Source organism: Nocardioides pelophilus (assembly GCF_014180685.1).
GTDB classification, from domain to species: domain Bacteria; phylum Actinomycetota; class Actinomycetes; order Propionibacteriales; family Nocardioidaceae; genus Nocardioides; species Nocardioides pelophilus.
This window is the reverse complement of sequence record NZ_JACEHF010000011.1, coordinates 34,950-49,613: the sequence shown is the minus strand read 5'-3', so window position 1 is coordinate 49,613 and position 14,664 is coordinate 34,950. Positions and strand designations below refer to the sequence as shown.

General features: G+C 71.7%; 17 protein-coding genes. 14 read left to right on the top strand and 3 right to left on the bottom strand.

Going from position 1 to position 14,664, the window contains the following annotated elements; genetic code table 11:
• The 6 genes from dacB to folE form a co-directional block, all read left to right on the top strand.
• A partial coding sequence (gene dacB / locus H0488_RS04420; protein ID WP_183098072.1) for a D-alanyl-D-alanine carboxypeptidase/D-alanyl-D-alanine endopeptidase occupies positions 1-1,289 on the top strand: 1,289 nt, incomplete at its 5' end.
• 94 nt (positions 1,290-1,383) lie between these two features.
• A complete protein-coding gene (locus H0488_RS04415; RefSeq protein ID WP_246371449.1) occupies positions 1,384-2,433 on the top strand; it encodes an Rv3626c family coenzyme F420 biosynthesis-associated protein in 1,050 nt (349 codons plus the stop codon).
• A gap of 4 nt (positions 2,434-2,437) precedes the next feature.
• On the top strand, positions 2,438-3,415 hold the full coding sequence (tilS, locus tag H0488_RS04410; protein ID WP_183098071.1) for a tRNA lysidine(34) synthetase TilS: 978 nt from the start codon (positions 2,438-2,440) through the stop codon (positions 3,413-3,415).
• A gap of 206 nt (positions 3,416-3,621) precedes the next feature.
• Positions 3,622-4,173 carry a hypoxanthine phosphoribosyltransferase gene (gene hpt, locus H0488_RS04405; RefSeq protein ID WP_183098070.1) on the top strand — a complete coding sequence of 184 codons (552 nt, stop codon included), beginning with the start codon at positions 3,622-3,624 and terminating at the stop codon, positions 4,171-4,173.
• 304 nt (positions 4,174-4,477) lie between these two features.
• Positions 4,478-6,559 (top strand): ATP-dependent zinc metalloprotease FtsH, encoded by a 2,082-nt coding sequence (gene ftsH / locus H0488_RS04400; protein WP_183098069.1) that lies wholly within the window; start codon positions 4,478-4,480, stop codon positions 6,557-6,559.
• An 11-nt stretch (positions 6,560-6,570) separates the two neighbouring features.
• On the top strand, positions 6,571-7,188 hold the full coding sequence (folE, locus tag H0488_RS04395) for a GTP cyclohydrolase I FolE (RefSeq protein WP_183098068.1): 618 nt from the start codon (positions 6,571-6,573) through the stop codon (positions 7,186-7,188).
• A gap of 3 nt (positions 7,189-7,191) precedes the next feature.
• On the opposite strand, the gene H0488_RS04390 is transcribed toward folE, so the two are convergent.
• A complete protein-coding gene (locus H0488_RS04390; protein ID WP_183098067.1) occupies positions 7,192-7,401 on the bottom strand; it encodes a hypothetical protein in 210 nt (69 codons plus the stop codon).
• Entirely contained in the window at positions 7,401-8,021 is a 621-nt protein-coding gene (locus H0488_RS04385; RefSeq protein WP_183098066.1) for a hypothetical protein, read from the bottom strand. Before H0488_RS04385 ends, H0488_RS04390 begins: the two co-directional genes overlap by 1 nt.
• A 158-nt stretch (positions 8,022-8,179) precedes the next feature.
• Between H0488_RS04385 and folP the strand changes: the two genes are divergently transcribed.
• Genes folP through H0488_RS04360 form a run of 5 tightly spaced genes read left to right on the top strand, consistent with a single transcriptional unit; the run spans position 8,180 to position 11,089 of the window.
• Entirely contained in the window at positions 8,180-9,013 is an 834-nt protein-coding gene (folP, locus tag H0488_RS04380) for a dihydropteroate synthase (protein ID WP_183098065.1), read from the top strand.
• Positions 9,010-9,408: a dihydroneopterin aldolase gene (gene folB / locus H0488_RS04375; RefSeq protein ID WP_183098064.1), complete on the top strand. Its 399-nt coding sequence runs from the start codon at positions 9,010-9,012 to the stop codon at positions 9,406-9,408. The genes folP and folB overlap by 4 nt, the downstream gene beginning before the upstream one ends.
• Positions 9,401-9,973, top strand: a complete 573-nt coding sequence (gene folK / locus H0488_RS04370; RefSeq protein WP_183098063.1) for a 2-amino-4-hydroxy-6-hydroxymethyldihydropteridine diphosphokinase — start codon at positions 9,401-9,403, stop codon at positions 9,971-9,973. Before folB ends, folK begins: the two co-directional genes overlap by 8 nt.
• Entirely contained in the window at positions 9,970-10,485 is a 516-nt protein-coding gene (locus tag H0488_RS04365; protein ID WP_312856213.1) for a DUF3180 domain-containing protein, read from the top strand. Before folK ends, H0488_RS04365 begins: the two co-directional genes overlap by 4 nt.
• Positions 10,486-10,495: 10 nt before the next feature.
• Complete coding sequence (locus H0488_RS04360) at positions 10,496-11,089, top strand: hypothetical protein (RefSeq protein ID WP_183098062.1); 594 nt, start codon at positions 10,496-10,498, stop codon at positions 11,087-11,089.
• Positions 11,090-11,111: 22 nt separating this feature from the next.
• On the opposite strand, the gene H0488_RS04355 is transcribed toward H0488_RS04360, so the two are convergent.
• On the bottom strand, positions 11,112-12,107 hold the full coding sequence (locus H0488_RS04355; RefSeq protein WP_246371448.1) for an ABC transporter ATP-binding protein: 996 nt from the start codon (positions 12,105-12,107) through the stop codon (positions 11,112-11,114).
• A gap of 4 nt (positions 12,108-12,111) precedes the next feature.
• On the opposite strand from H0488_RS04355, the gene H0488_RS04350 reads away from it, so the two are divergent.
• From H0488_RS04350 to H0488_RS04340, 3 genes are all read left to right on the top strand, one after another.
• Entirely contained in the window at positions 12,112-12,831 is a 720-nt protein-coding gene (locus H0488_RS04350; RefSeq protein WP_312856212.1) for an ABC transporter permease, read from the top strand.
• A complete protein-coding gene (locus tag H0488_RS04345; RefSeq protein WP_183098060.1) occupies positions 12,828-13,583 on the top strand; it encodes an ABC transporter permease in 756 nt (251 codons plus the stop codon). The genes H0488_RS04350 and H0488_RS04345 overlap by 4 nt, the downstream gene beginning before the upstream one ends.
• A gap of 62 nt (positions 13,584-13,645) precedes the next feature.
• Positions 13,646-14,557 carry a glycine betaine ABC transporter substrate-binding protein gene (locus tag H0488_RS04340; protein ID WP_183098059.1) on the top strand — a complete coding sequence of 304 codons (912 nt, stop codon included), beginning with the start codon at positions 13,646-13,648 and terminating at the stop codon, positions 14,555-14,557.
• Positions 14,558-14,664 lie beyond the last annotated feature (107 nt).

Genomic DNA, 14,664 nt, shown 5'->3' with positions numbered 1-14,664 from the left:
TACCTCCCGTACGGCGCCCGCGCCCGGTCGCTCCGCCGGCCGACGGTGACGCGCGGCTCGACGCGGCGGCGGTCGACGCCGCGATCGCCGGCTACCTGAGCGACCGCGACCTCGGCCGACACGTGCTCGCCGCCGTGGCTCCGCTCGAGGGCAGCGACGACGGCGTCACCTTCGGTGGCGCGGGAGCGTCGGCCGCGACCCCGGCGTCGACGACGAAGGTCGTCACCTCGGCGGTCGCCCTCTTCCTCCTCGGAGCCGACCACGTCTTCGAGACCCGCACGGTCCTGGAGCGGGGCGGCGCCACGCCGCGGCTGGTGCTGGTCGGCGGCGGCGACCCGTTCCTGCTCAGCAGCCCGCGCTCGCGGTGGGGCACCAACACCGACGCGACCTATGCACCGCCGAAGGCGGACGTTGTGACCCTCGCCCGGCGGACCGCGCAGGCGCTGCGCGCCGACGGCGTACGACGGGTGCGGCTCGGCTACGACGACTCGCTCTTCGGCGGGCCCACCGAGAACCCGCAGTGGCGCGCCGACTACATCCCCGACGACATCGTGTCCCCGATCACCGCACTGTGGGTCGACGAGGGCCGCGACCCGATCGGCTACGGCAGGGTCTCCGACCCGTCGGCGACCGCGGCCCAGGTCTTCGCGAGCGCGCTGGCGAAGGCCGGGATCACTGTGGTCGGGACGCCCGAGCCGACGATCGCCGACGGTGCCCACGAGGTCGCCTCGGTCAGCTCGGCGACGCTGGCGCAGATCGTGCAGCGGGTCCTCGAGGTCAGCGACAACGAGGCCGCCGAGGTGCTGCTGCGCCACGCCGGGCTGGCCGACCAGGGCGACGGCTCGTTCGTCGGGGGCCAGAAGGCGGTGCAGCGGGTGCTGTCGGTCAACGACATCCCCATGGACGGCAGCGTCCTGTACGACGGCAGCGGCCTCTCCCGCGAGAACAAGCTGACCCCGCGGCTCCTGATCGACGTGATCCGCTGGTCCGCCGCCGACGACCAGCCCGACCTGCGGGCCGTGGTCACCGGTCTCCCCGTGGCCGGGTTCACCGGTTCGCTGACCAACCGGTTCGACCAGGGCGCCGCGGCGGGACCGGGTCGGGTCCGGGCCAAGACCGGCACCCTCACCGGGGTCACCTCGCTCGCCGGGATCGCCGTCGACCAGGACGGGACGCTGCTGGTGTTCGCGATGCTCGCCGACCGGGTGCGCCCCGACCGCAGCGGTCTCGCGCAGACGTCGATGGACAACGCCGCGTCCGCGCTCGGCGCCTGCCGCTGTGCCCGCTGACCCCTCGGCGTCCGGCACCTGCAGAGAAGAGCCGGCTCGGCGTCGGGGATCTGCAGAGAAGAGCCGGTTCGGTGGGGCCCGTACGCTTCACCGCATGACGAGAGCCGCGCCGACCGACCCGCAGATGGTCGACTGGGAGCTCGCCATCTCGATCGGGTCGATGCTGGCGGGTGAGGGGCCGACGGTGTCCCGCACCGAGGCGGACGAGGTGGTCGCCGAGCTCCGGGCCGGGGCCAACCGGAGCACCGGGCTGGTGCGTGAGTTCACCGGCCTCGATGCCCCCGACGGCACCGCGCCGGTGCTGGTCGTCGACCGGCCGGGCTGGCTGCGCGCCAACACCGAGGGGTTCAAGGTCGCCACCGAGCCGATGATGCGCAAGCTCGTCGAGAAGCGGGAGCCGAACCGGATCGCGCAGGCGGTCGGGTCCAAGATCACCGGCGCCGAGGTGGGAGGCCTGCTCGGCTTCCTCGCCGGCAAGGTCCTCGGCCAGTTCGACCCGTTCCACGAACCGTCCGGACGGCTGCTCCTGGTGGCGCCCAACATCGTCCACGTCGAGCGCGAGCTCGAGGTCGACCCGTCCGACTTCCGGCTCTGGGTCTGCCTGCACGAGGAGACGCACCGGGTCCAGTTCACCGCGGTGCCCTGGATGCGCGACCACCTGTTCTCCGAGATCGAGGCGATCAGCGACACCATCGAGCCGGGCTCGGTCCTCGAGGGCGGGCTCGAGCGGATCACCGAGGCGATCAGGAGCAGCCGCAACGGCGGCAGCATCGTCGAGATCTTCAGCACGCCGGCCCAGCGCGAGATCCTGGACCGGGTCACCGGCATGATGTCGCTGCTCGAGGGTCACGCCGACGTCGTGATGGACGACGTGGGGCCGCAGGTCATCGGGTCGGTCAAGGAGATCCGCTCCAAGTTCACCAAGCGCCGTCAGGGCATCGGCGCCCTCGACCGGGTCCTCCGCCGGCTGCTGGGCCTCGACGCCAAGATGGCCCAGTACCGCGACGGGGCCCGCTTCGTCCGCGCGGTCGTCGACCGGGTCGGCATGGACGAGTTCAACGCGGTCTGGGCCGAGCCCGCGCACCTGCCGTCGAAGTCCGACCTGACCGACCACGACGCGTGGATCCGGCGCGTGCTGAACTAGCCCGGTGAGCCTGCATCCGGCCGTCGCCGCCGTCCGACGCGGTGTCCGCGGGGCGCTCTCCGCGCTCGAGCCGGGTGACGCCGTCGTCGTCGCCTGCTCCGGCGGCGCCGACTCGCTCGCGCTCGCCTCGGCGACCGTGTTCGAGGGCCGCAAGCTGGGCCTGCGGGTGATCGGCGCCACCGTCGACCACGGGCTGCAGCCGGGCTCGGCCGACCAGGCGGCGCGGGTGGTCGCGCAGCTGGTGGCGCTGGGCGTCGACGAGACCGCGACGGTCCGGGTCGAGGTGCGCGGTGAGGGCCACGGTCCCGAGGCGGCCGCCCGGCAGGCGAGGTACGACGTCCTCGAGCAGCTCCGCGAGCGGGTCGGCGCCGTGCTCGTGCTGCTCGGCCACACCCGCGACGACCAGGCCGAGACCGTGCTCCTCGGTCTGAGCCGAGGCTCCGGTGCCCGGTCGTTGGCCGGCATGCGCCGCCGGTTCGACCACTACGCGCGGCCGCTCCTCGACGTCTCCCGCGCCGACACCGTCACCGCCTGCCAGGTCGAGGGCATCGACGCCTGGGACGACCCGCACAACCAGGATCCCGGCTACGCGCGCGTTCGCGTGCGCCGTGCCGTCCTGCCGGTCCTCGAGGACAACCTCGGTCCCGGCGTCGCGGCGGCCCTCGCCCGGACCGCCGACCAGGTGCGCGACGACGTGGAGGCGCTCGACGCGCTCGCGCGGGCGGCGTATGACGAGCTCCGGGCAGCCGGGGCCGACGGCATCCCGATCCGCCCGCTCTCCGACCACTACCGGGCGGTCGCGTCGCGGGTCCTGCGGCTGGCCGCGCTCGACGCCGGAGCCACCGACAGCGAGCTCTTCCACGTCCACGTCCGAGCCCTGGTCGACCTCGCCGCGGGCCACCTGAGCGGCGAGGTGCAGCTCCCCGGCCACGTCACCGCGTACCGCGAGGGAGGACACCTGCGGTTCCGGCGCACCGCCTAGTTCGCTGCCGGCCCGTCGTGGAAAACCTGGCCGGCGAAGCGGAGGAAGCGAGGAACGAGCGACCGGAGTTTCGACAGCCGGGCTTTCCACGCGCCGGCCGTCTTGTCGCCCGGATGCCTTGCGCCGAGGAAACCTCGACTGCGGGCCGGCAGCGTGGCGGCGGAGCCGACGCGCTCGGCCAAATGTTGTGTGTCATCCTGAGCGCCATGGACTCATCCCAGGTCGAGAAGGACCTCGTCGAGGTGCTGTTCACGGAGAAGCAGATCCTCGACCGGCTCGGCGAGCTGGCGCAGGAGATCGAGCGCGACTACGAGGGCAAGGACCTCGTCATCGTCGGCGTGCTCCGTGGCGCCGTGATGGTGATGGCCGACCTCGCCCGGGCGCTCGGCCGGCACGTCGAGATGGACTGGATGGCGGTGTCGTCGTACGGCTCCGGCACGAAGTCCTCCGGTGTCGTCCGGATCCTCAAGGACCTCGACGCCGACATCAGCGGTCGCCACGTGGTGATCGTCGACGAGATCATCGACACCGGGCTGACCCTGTCCTGGCTGACGTCCAACCTCGGCTCCCGCGGCCCGGCGAGCGTCGAGATCTGCACCCTGCTCCGCAAGCCGGAGGCGCTGCAGATGCCGGTCGACGTGAAGTACGTCGGGTGGGACATCCCCAACGAGTTCGTCGTGGGCTACGGGCTGGATTACCGGGAGAAGTACCGCAATCTGCGCGACATCGGCACCCTCGCTCCCCACGTGTACTCCTGATCGCGCGAGCGTGTCGCGTACGGCGCTTGCCGCACGGGCACTCGCTTCGCTCGGCCCGTGGACGGCGCCCCGTGGCGGCTTCGCCGCCCGCGCGACACGCTGCCGCGCCGCAGTCGACGTCCGCGGGACAACCGGCCGGCCCGGCGTCTTGCGGCGGCTGGGGGCAACGGTCCTGACCACCCTTTGTCCGTTGCCCCTGTCGTCCTACCAGGGGGCTGCGACAATGAACCAATGCGACGGCAGGTAGCGTCGTCAGATCACTTGTGCCCGGGCCGGACCCGGCTCGGTAGGAGCGGATGAGTCAGTGAAGCGCGTGTTCAGGGGTCCTTGGCTGTGGATCGTGGTTGCGGTCCTCGCCGTCCTGCTTGCCCTGGAGTTCCTCGCGCCCGGCGGCGGGTACGACGAGGTGTCGACCTCGCAGATGAGCAAGTACATCGCCGACGGTGACGTCAAGGAGATCACCTTCATCGACGGCGACCAGACCATCGAGGCGACGCTCGACGACGGCACCCGCGACGAGGGCGACCAGGTCCTGGCCCACTACATCCAGGGTCAGCAGGAAGGCATCCTCGCCGCGGTCGACGAGCAGGTCGCCGAGGGCACGATCGACAAGTCGAACTCCGAGAACCCGCAGCCCAGCCTGCTCGGCTCGATCCTCGCCACGCTGCTGCCGTTCGCGCTGATCATCTTGCTGTTCGTGTTCTTGATGAACAACGTCCAGGGCGGCGGCCGGGGCGTGATGCAGTTCGGCAAGTCCAAGGCCAAGATGATCAGCAAGGACATGCCGAAGACCACCTTCGCCGACGTCGCCGGCTGCGACGAGGCGATCGAGGAGCTCGGCGAGATCAAGGAGTTCCTCCAGGAGCCCGCGAAGTTCCAGGCCGTGGGCGCCAAGATCCCCAAGGGCGTGCTGCTCTACGGCCCGCCCGGCACCGGCAAGACGCTGCTCGCCCGCGCGGTCGCGGGTGAGGCCGGCGTGCCGTTCTACTCGATCTCCGGGTCCGACTTCGTCGAGATGTTCGTCGGTGTGGGTGCGTCCCGCGTCCGCGACCTCTTCGAGCAGGCCAAGGAGAACGCCCCGGCCATCGTCTTCATCGACGAGATCGACGCCGTCGGCCGCCACCGCGGCGCCGGCATGGGCGGCGGCCACGACGAGCGCGAGCAGACCCTCAACCAGCTGCTCGTCGAGATGGACGGCTTCGACGTGCGCGGCGGCGTGATCCTGATCGCCGCCACGAACCGGCCCGACGTCCTCGACCCGGCCCTCCTCCGCCCCGGGCGGTTCGATCGCCAGATCGGTGTCGACGCTCCCGACCTGGCCGGCCGCGAGCAGATCCTCGAGGTCCACTCGCGCGGCAAGCCGCTCGGTCCCGACGTCGACCTGATGGGCGTGGCGCGTCGTACGCCCGGCTTCAGCGGCGCCGACCTGGCCAACGTTCTCAACGAGGCCGCGCTGCTCACCGCGCGTAACAACCAGAAGCTGATCCTCGCCTCCGCGCTCGACGAGGCGATCGACCGGGTCATCGCCGGTCCGCAGCGCAACTCCCGCCTGATGTCGGAGAAGGAGAAGCTGATCACCGCCTATCACGAGGGCGGCCACGCCCTCGTCGCGGCGGCGCTGCCGGGCACCGACCCGGTCCACAAGATCACGATCCTGCCGCGCGGCCGGGCACTGGGCTACACGATGGTGCTGCCCGACGAGGACAAGTACTCCCAGACCCGCAGCGAGATGCTCGACAAGCTCGCCTACATGCTGGGCGGCCGGGCTGCGGAGGAGCTGATCTTCCACGACCCCACCACCGGCGCCGGCAACGACATCGAGAAGGCCACCAGCCTGGCCCGCGCGATGGTCACCCAGTACGGCATGACCGAGCGCCTCGGCGCGATCAAGCTCGGTGAGTCCAACGCCGAGCCGTTCCTGGGGCGCGACATCGGCCACCAGCGCAACTACTCCGAGGACGTCGCCGCGATGATCGACGACGAGACCAAGAAGTTCCTCGCGGTCGCCCACCAGGAGGCGTTCGACATCCTCGAGGAGAACCGCGACGTGCTCGACGCACTGGTCCTGGAGCTGCTCGACAAGGAGACCCTCGACAAGGCCGAGGTCGCGAGGATCTTCGAGCCGCTGAGGCGCCGCCCCGAGCGGCCGGCCTGGACCGGTTCGCCGACTCGGGTGCCGTCGACGGTGCCCCCGGTCGAGATCCCCGAGGAGATCCGCAACCGCGCCGCGGCCAACGGCAACGGCCGCAACGGCGCCGAGCCGGAGGGCGAGGACGCGGGCGCCGTGCTCACGCCGCCGGGACCGGGGGGCGACGTGTACGGCGGGCCCCAGGTCGCGCCGCCGTCGAGCGGACCGACGCCTCCGTCGCCGCCCACGGGCATCTGAGGCCGTCCGCGGTGCCCGACCCGATCCACACGCCCGAGCGCGACCCCAGCGAGGTCCCACCGTTCGACCAGGCCCGCGCCGAGGCGGCGGTGCGCGAGCTGCTCATCGCGATCGGTGAGGATCCCGAGCGCGAGGGGCTGCTCGAGACGCCGGCGCGGGTCGCTCGCGCGTACGCCGAGGTCACCGGCGGCCTGCGGAAGCGACCGGAGGACGTGCTCACCACGACCTTCGACCTCGGACACGACGAGATGGTCCTGGTGCGTGACATCGAGCTGTGGTCGATGTGCGAGCACCACCTGGTGCCGTTCACCGGGGTCGCGCACGTCGGCTACATCCCGGCCGAGAGCGGCAAGATCACGGGCCTGTCGAAGCTGGCCCGGCTGGTCGACGTCTACGCCAAGCGTCCGCAGGTGCAGGAGCGGCTGACCACCCAGATCGCCGACGCGCTGATGCGGATCCTCGAAGCGCGCGGCGTGATCGTGGTGATCGAGGCCGAGCACCTCTGCATGACCATGCGCGGGGTGCGCAAGGCCGGTGCCCGCACCATCACCTCGGCGATCCGCGGCACGATGCACAACGCCGCCACTCGCGGTGAGGCGATGAGCCTGATCATGCACGGCACCCGCTGAGGGTCAGGGTCCGCGCTTCTCGTCCACCCGGTCGCTGCCGGAGCTCTCCTCCGTCGGTGGGCTCCCGGGACCGAAGCGATGCTCCGACCACTCCTCCTCGGAGGGCGGCGCGGGCCACGCGTGGCCGCAGAGGCAGCGCGCCGGGTCTGCCGGGTCGGGCAGGTGGGTGCCCGCGCCCTCGGTGTAGCGCGGAGGCACCCACCCGCCCCCCATCAGTCGTCGTACTTCAGGCGGATGGTGCCGGTGGGGTGGAGGTTCACGTGCATCTGGTAGGTCCAGTGCAGCGGGAAGCCGCGGAAGGCCGCTGAGACCCGCCACTTGTCGTAGACCGAGATCCACCAGCCGGCCGTGGTGTCGCCCGTGCGCCGCTGCTGCCAGCAGTCCTCGACGCGGACGTCGTAGCCGATCGAGGAGCTGTAGCCGCAGCGCCAGTTGTTCTTGTAGATCTCCGGGAACCGGGGCCCTTCGACCCAGCAGTAGGTGCCCTTGATCTCCTCCTTCCAGTTCACGTAGTAGAGGCCGCGGGCGACCGCCGACCAGTCCTTGCACCAGAACTCGTTGCCCGCCGCGGTCTGCTGGCGCACCGGGTCCGGCGGGCGGTAGCGGTAGGACGTCCGCAGCGCGACCACCAGCTCGCACGGGCCGGGGTTGTCGCGAGCGGCCCGCTTCTTCACGCAGATGATGTCGGCGAGGCCGTCGTACTTCGTCACCAGGTGCAGGTCGCGGGCTCGCTGCGTGAGGGGCGCTTCGTCACCGGCCCGCGCAGTCGCGGTGCCGGTCGTCGTCAGTGGCAGGAGCACCGACGTGAGGAACAGGATCAAGATGCGTCGCACAGGACCTCCCGAGAGGGTGTTCAGAGTGAAACAGTTCAGAGTGCAACAATGAGAACACCTCGGCCAGGGGATGTCAACGAAGGCTCGGTGGCCTGGGGACAACCGCCGTGGCCGACGGCCGCGGCCGGTCGTCGACGCGGCGGGATAGCCTGCCGCCCATGCTGTCGACGCCGCTCGTGATGGGGGTCGTCAACGTCACTCCGGACTCGTTCTCCGACGGCGGGCTCTTCCTCGACGCCGAGCGCGCGATCGCCCACGGCCGCCGGCTGCTCGCCGACGGGGCCGACATCCTCGACGTCGGCGGCGAGTCGACCCGGCCCGGCGCCACCCGGCCGCTGGTCGCCGACGAGCTCGACCGCGTGGTGCCCGTCATCGAGGCGCTCGCCGCGGGCGGGGCCACGGTGTCGGTCGACACGATGCGGGCCGAGGTCGCAGCCGCGGCGCTGGCCGCGGGTGCGCGGGTCGTCAACGACGTGTCCGGGGGGCTCGCCGACCCCGAGATCCTCGACGTCGTCGCCCGTGCCCAGCAGAGCCGGGCCGTCACCTACGTCGCCATGCACTGGCGCGCCCACAGCGACCGGATGCAGGAGCTCGCGACGTACGACGGACCCGTGGCCGACGTCGTGGCCGACGAGCTGCGCGACCGGGTCGCCGCCATCCGCGCCGCCGGCGTCCCCGAGGACCGGATCGTGCTCGACCCCGGCATCGGCTTCGCCAAGACCGGCGACCAGAACTGGGAGCTCCTCGCCCGGCTGGGCGTCGTCCGGGAGATCGGCTTCCCGGTGCTCGTGGGCGCGAGCCGCAAGCGGTTCCTCGGCGAGCTCCTGGCCGACGACGAGGGTGTGCCGCGTCCGGTCGGCGAACGCGAGCTCGCGCACGCCGCCGTCCTTGCGACCCTGGTGCGTGACGGCGTCTGGGGAGTGCGGGTGCACGACGTGCGCGCCACCCGCGACGTCCTTGCCGCACTGAGCCGACTGGAGAGAGCGCGATGACCGACGAGCTGAGCGTCCTCGGCATCGAGTGCTGGGGGCACCACGGGGTGTTCGAGCACGAACGACGCGACGGGCAGCGGTTCGTGATCGACCTCGCGCTGGGGGTCGACACCGCTCCGGCCGCGGCGTCGGACGACTTGCACGACACCGTCGACTACGGGAGTCTCGTGGACGAGGTGACGGCGGCGGTCGAACGCGATCCGGTCGACCTGATCGAGACCCTCGCAGCTCGGATCGCCGGTGTGTGCCTCTTGGATGCTCGTGTTGAATGGACGCGGGTGACCGTGCACAAGCCGGACGCGCCGATCCAGACGACGTTCGCAGATGTGAAGCTGACGATCACGCGACACCGAACTCCGACATCCCCCGGAAAGGGAGAGGCCGACGATGACTGAGACGCCCAACCCGAACATCATCGATGCCGACACCCTCACCGGTGAGATGCGGCCGATCCGTCGGGTCGTGATCTCGCTCGGGTCGAACCTCGGCGAGAGCTTCGGCAACCTGCAGGGCGCTGTCGACGCGCTCGCCGACACCCCTGACGTGTGGGTCACCGGGGTGTCGCCGGTCTACGAGACCGAGCCGGTCGGCTGCCCACCGGGCTCCCCCAACTTCCTCAACGCCGTCGTGCTGGTCGACACCACGCTGTCCGCGCACCGCCTCCTCGACCGCGCGCTCGCGATCGAGGACGCCTACGACCGCGACCGCGGCCCCGAGGTCAACGCCCCGCGCACCCTCGACGTCGACCTGATCGTGGTCGGCGACCGCCGCAGCGACACCGACAAGCTGCGGCTCCCGCACCCGCTGGCGCAGGACCGCGCCTTCGTGCTGCAGCCCTGGCTCGACCTCGAGCCCGACGCCCAGATCCCCGACGTGGGGGCCGTCTCGGCGCTGCTCGAGAAGGTCGGCACCGAGGGCCTCTCCCGCCGCGACGACCTGGTGCTCGAGTACGACGAGTGAGGGACCGGCCGGACCTGGATCCCACCGGCGACGGTCCTGAGGACCCGGACCCGCCCGCTGGGTCGCTGCGGCCGACGGCGCCCCCGGTGCTCGTCGGCTGGGCCCTGTTCGGCCTGGTGCTCGGCTGGGGCGTGCATCCGTTGAGCGAGCGGCTCGGGAACGTGCCGCCGCTGGTGACCTGGGGTCAGCCGCTGGCGCTGCTGCTGCTGGCGGCGATCCTCGGGTACGTCGCCTGGGCGACCTGGCGCACCGTGCACGTACGACGCGAGCGGCTGCTCGCGCACCAGGCCGTGAACCGGCTGGTGCTGGCCCGGGCGAGCGCGTTCGTGGCCGCGCTGGTCGGTGGCGCCTACCTCGGCTACGGCCTGAGCTGGGTCGGCGACCCGGCCGAGATGGCCGACGACCGGCTCTGGCTCTCGGTCGCGGCCGCGGTGGCCGGCCTGCTGGGCGTGGTGGCCGCGTTGCTGCTCGAGCGAGCGTGTCGCATCAGAAACACCAACAACACGACGTAACCTCAGTCACATGACTCCCACAGCGGGCAACTCCCGTCGTCGTCAGCGGTCTACCCGGGTCGTGGTCGCCGCCCTCCTGCTGCTCGGGGCCGCGGCTGCCGTCGCCGGCACCGCGGTCACCGGCTCCTGGTTGGCCGTCACCGTCGCGGGCGGGCTCGCCGTGCTCCTCGGCGTGGCCGCCACCAAGATCACCCACAGCGAGCTGCTGGCCTCGCGCCGCGAGGCCGCTCGCGACCGGGCCTCCCAGGCGCAGGCGTTCCGTGACCTCGACGGCCGCCGTGCGGCCGAGGGCGTGGAGTTCGCCGCGAACATGCAGGGCCGCATCGCGAAGACCAACGCGACCGTCAGCAGGCTCGAGAACCGCCTCGCCGACGCCGCCCAGGAGCTCGCCGACGCGCGTCGCGGCCTGACCGACGTCGAGGAGCAGCTCGCCTATGCCGAGCGCGAGAACTCGCGGCTCGGTGAGCGTCTCGGAGACGCCGAGGAGCGCGCCACCCAGGCCGTCGTCCGGGTCGCCGAGCTCGAGCTCGAGGTCGACATGCTGACCGCCCAGTGGGAGGCCGCCGAGGCCGCCCTCGTCGCGAAGCAGATCAAGAGCGCCTGACGCGCGAGGGTCCGGGCCGACCTCAGGCCTTCAGCGACTCCCGCAGCGCGCGGTGGACGCCGGCGGGGGTGAGGACGCCGACGAACCGCGGGCCGTCGGTGACGCCGATCATGGCGCGGTCGTCGCGCAGCATGAGCGAGAGCGCCTCCTCCAACGTGCTCCCGACGGTGATGGTCGAGGCGAGCTCGGCCGCCTTGTGGTCACCGACCGGTTCGAGGTGGGCCGGGTCGACCCTGGTCACCGACAACCGGCGCAGGCCGCGCTCGGCGCCGACGAAGGTCGCCACGTCGTCGTCGACGGGATGGGCGAGCAGCGCGGCGGGGGTGTCGTACTGCAGCAGCCGCCCGCCCTCGGCGAACACCGCCACCCGGTCGCCCAGGAGCACCGCCTCGTCGATGTCGTGGGTGACGAGCACGACGGTCTTGTCCAGGTCGCGCTGAAGCCGGCGGAACTCCTCCTGGAGCCGGCCCCGGATCACCGGGTCGACCGCACCGAACGGCTCGTCCATGAGCAGCACCGGCGGGTCGGCCGCGAGGGCGCGGGCCACGCCGACCCGTTGCCGCTGACCGCCGGAGAGCTGGTGGGGATAGCGGTCGCCGTACAGGTCGGGGTCGAGGCCGACCAGCGCCAGCAGCTCGTGCGCGCGCGCCCGAGCACGGGCCTTCGACTCGCCGTAGAGAAGGGGCACGGTCATCACGTTGGCGGTGACCCGCTGGTGCGGGAACAGGCCGACCTGCTGGATGACGTAGCCGATGCCGCGGCGCAGCTGGACCGGGTCGGCGTGGGTGACGTCGCGACCCTCGATCTCGATCAGCCCGGTGCTCGGCTCGACCAGCCGGTTGATCATCTTCAGCGTCGTCGACTTGCCGCACCCTGACGGGCCGACCAGGCAGACCAGCTCGCCCCGCGCCACCTCCAGGTCGAGCTCCCGCACCGCGACCGTGCCGTCGGGGTAGGTCTTGCTGACACCCGAGAGGCGGATCATCGTGCCGTCGCCCGCGGAGGCGGTAGCGTTCATGGGCGTGACACTACTGGGCGCGGGGGTGGCGACGGTGGTGTCAGCCCGGGAGCCGAAGTGCTACTCCCGCGACGTGAACGCCTGGATCTGCGGCGACTACTGGGTCGACCGCCAGGACGAGATCATCGAGGCCACGGCCACCCACCTCCAGATCACGGTGGCCGCCGTGCTGCTCGGACTGGCGATCGCGTTCCCGCTGGCGCTGGTCGCCCGCGGACTGCCGCGGCTGGAGTCCAGCGTGCTGGGCATGAGCACGGCGATCTACACCGTTCCCTCGCTCGCGCTGCTGCCCCTCCTGGTGCCATTGACCGGGCTGACGAAGACGACGGTGGTCATCGGCCTCGGTCTCTACTGCCTGACCATCCTGGTCCGCGCGATCCTCGACGGTCTCCGATCCGTTCCGGACGACATCCGCGAGGCAGCCGTCGGGATCGGCTACGGCTCGGCGCGGCTGCTGCTTCGCGTCGAGCTGCCGCTGGCACTGCCGGTGATGATGGCCGGGCTGCGGGTGGCCACCGTGTCGACGGTCGCGCTGACCACGATCGGCACCGTGGTGTCCGAGGGCGGCCTCGGCTACCTCATCGCCGACGGTCAGAGCACGGAGTTCAACGCCGAGCTGTTCGCCGGCGCGGTGCTCTGCGTCGCGCTGGCGCTCGCGCTGGACCTGCTCCTGGTGCTCGCGCAACGGCTGGCCACTCCCTGGCGGAGGGCGGTCAGCGCATGATCGAGGCGATCGAGTTCCTGCTCGACGGTGAGAGCTGGACCCGCAACAACGGGCTGCTCGAGCAGCTCGTGCAGCAGCTGCTGCTGACCTTCACCGCGCTCGCGTTGGCCGTGGCGGTCGGGCTGCCGATCGCGCTCTGGCTCGGACACCTCGGGCGGGGCGGGCTGCTCGCGATCAACATCTCCAACATCGGCCGCGCGGTGCCGACGTTCGCGCTGCTCGCGGTCCTGGTGCGGCTGGAGTGGCCGGGCAACGATCCGTTCGGGCCCTACGGGCGGGCAGGCCTGGCGACCCTGGTGGCCCTGCTCTTCTTCGCCCTGCCGCCGATCATCACCCAGGCGTACGTCGGCGTGCGGGAGGTGGACGACGGCGTCCGCGAGTCCGCCCGCGGGATGGGCATGTCCGGCGCGCAGCTGTTCTGGCGGGTGGAGCTGCCGCTCGCGCTGCCGCTGGTGGTGTCGGGGGTCCGGCTGGCGTTGGTGCAGGTCTGGGCGACCGCCACGATCGCCTCCCTCGTCGGCGGACCCGGCCTCGGCAACGTCATCCAGCTCGGGTTCGCCAACCTCGACCGCCGCAGCGAGGGCATCGCCGGCGCCATCCTGGTCGCCCTGATCGCGCTGGTCCTCGAGCTGGCCGCGGCCCTGGTGCAACGCGCGGTCAACCCGGTGCCGCGCAGCGCCCGTACGGCGAGCAGCGACCAGATGTCGGTCCTGCCGCCTACAGTGAACACGGCTGGCGACCCCGTCGGCTGAGCGCACCGCTCGCACCACCGGACACGCGTGGCTCCGCCACGGGACACAGAAGGTCATGCACCATGCGCATTCGACGCACCATCACCGCCACCCTGTCCGCCCCGCTCCTCCTCGGCGGTCTCGCCGCGTGCGGTGACGACGACGAGGGCACGCCGGTCACGATCGCCAGCCAGAACTTCCCGGAAGCCGCGCTGGTGACCGCGCTCTACGAGGTCCTGCTCGAGGACAACGGCTACGCCGTCGACACCAAGCTGGTCGACACCCGCGACGCCTACATGGAGGACTTCCCCGAGAAGGTCGACATCGTCCCTGAGTACCTCTCGGCGGTCGGCGAGTTCCTCAACGTCGCGGCCAACGGCGAGGGCGCCGAGCCGATCACGTCCAACGACACCGCCGCGACGCTCGAAGCGGTGGCCCCGGTGGCGGACGAGGCAGGCATCACCCTCCTGGAGCCGTCGGAGGCGAACTCCCAGAACGCCTTCTTCGTCACTCCCGAGTTCGCGGAAACCGAAGGCGTCACCGCGCTGTCCGACCTCGAGGGCCGGACGATCACCCTCGCGGCCGCCCCCGACTGCGAGGGCCGGTCCGACTGCGAGGGCGGCCTGAGCGAGGTCTACGGCATCGACATCGAGGAGATCCTCGCCACCGGGTTCGCATCGCCCGAGACCTACACCGCCGTGAGCGACGGCGAGGCCCAGCTCGGCCTCACCGGCACCATCGAGCCCACTGTCGAGGAGGACGGCTTCGTCCGGCTCGAGGACGACCGCGGCATCCAGCCGGCGCAGAACCTGATCCCGGCCGTGTCCAGCGACTTCCTCGCCGACAACGAAGACGTCGAAGGTCTCCTCGACGACCTGATGGCGGCGCTGGACAACGACACCCTCAACGAGCTGCTCGGCCGGGTCACCCTCGACCGCGAGAAGGCCGAGGACGTCGCCGAGGACTTCCTGGAGCAGGAGGGCCTGCTCGACTGACGCCGGTGCCGACGGGGGTGTGCCGGACGTCACCCGGCGCACCCCCGATCGGATGATGCGGCGCGGGAGCTGGGGTTGCTACGTTCCGAACGCTCGGCTCGGGAGGG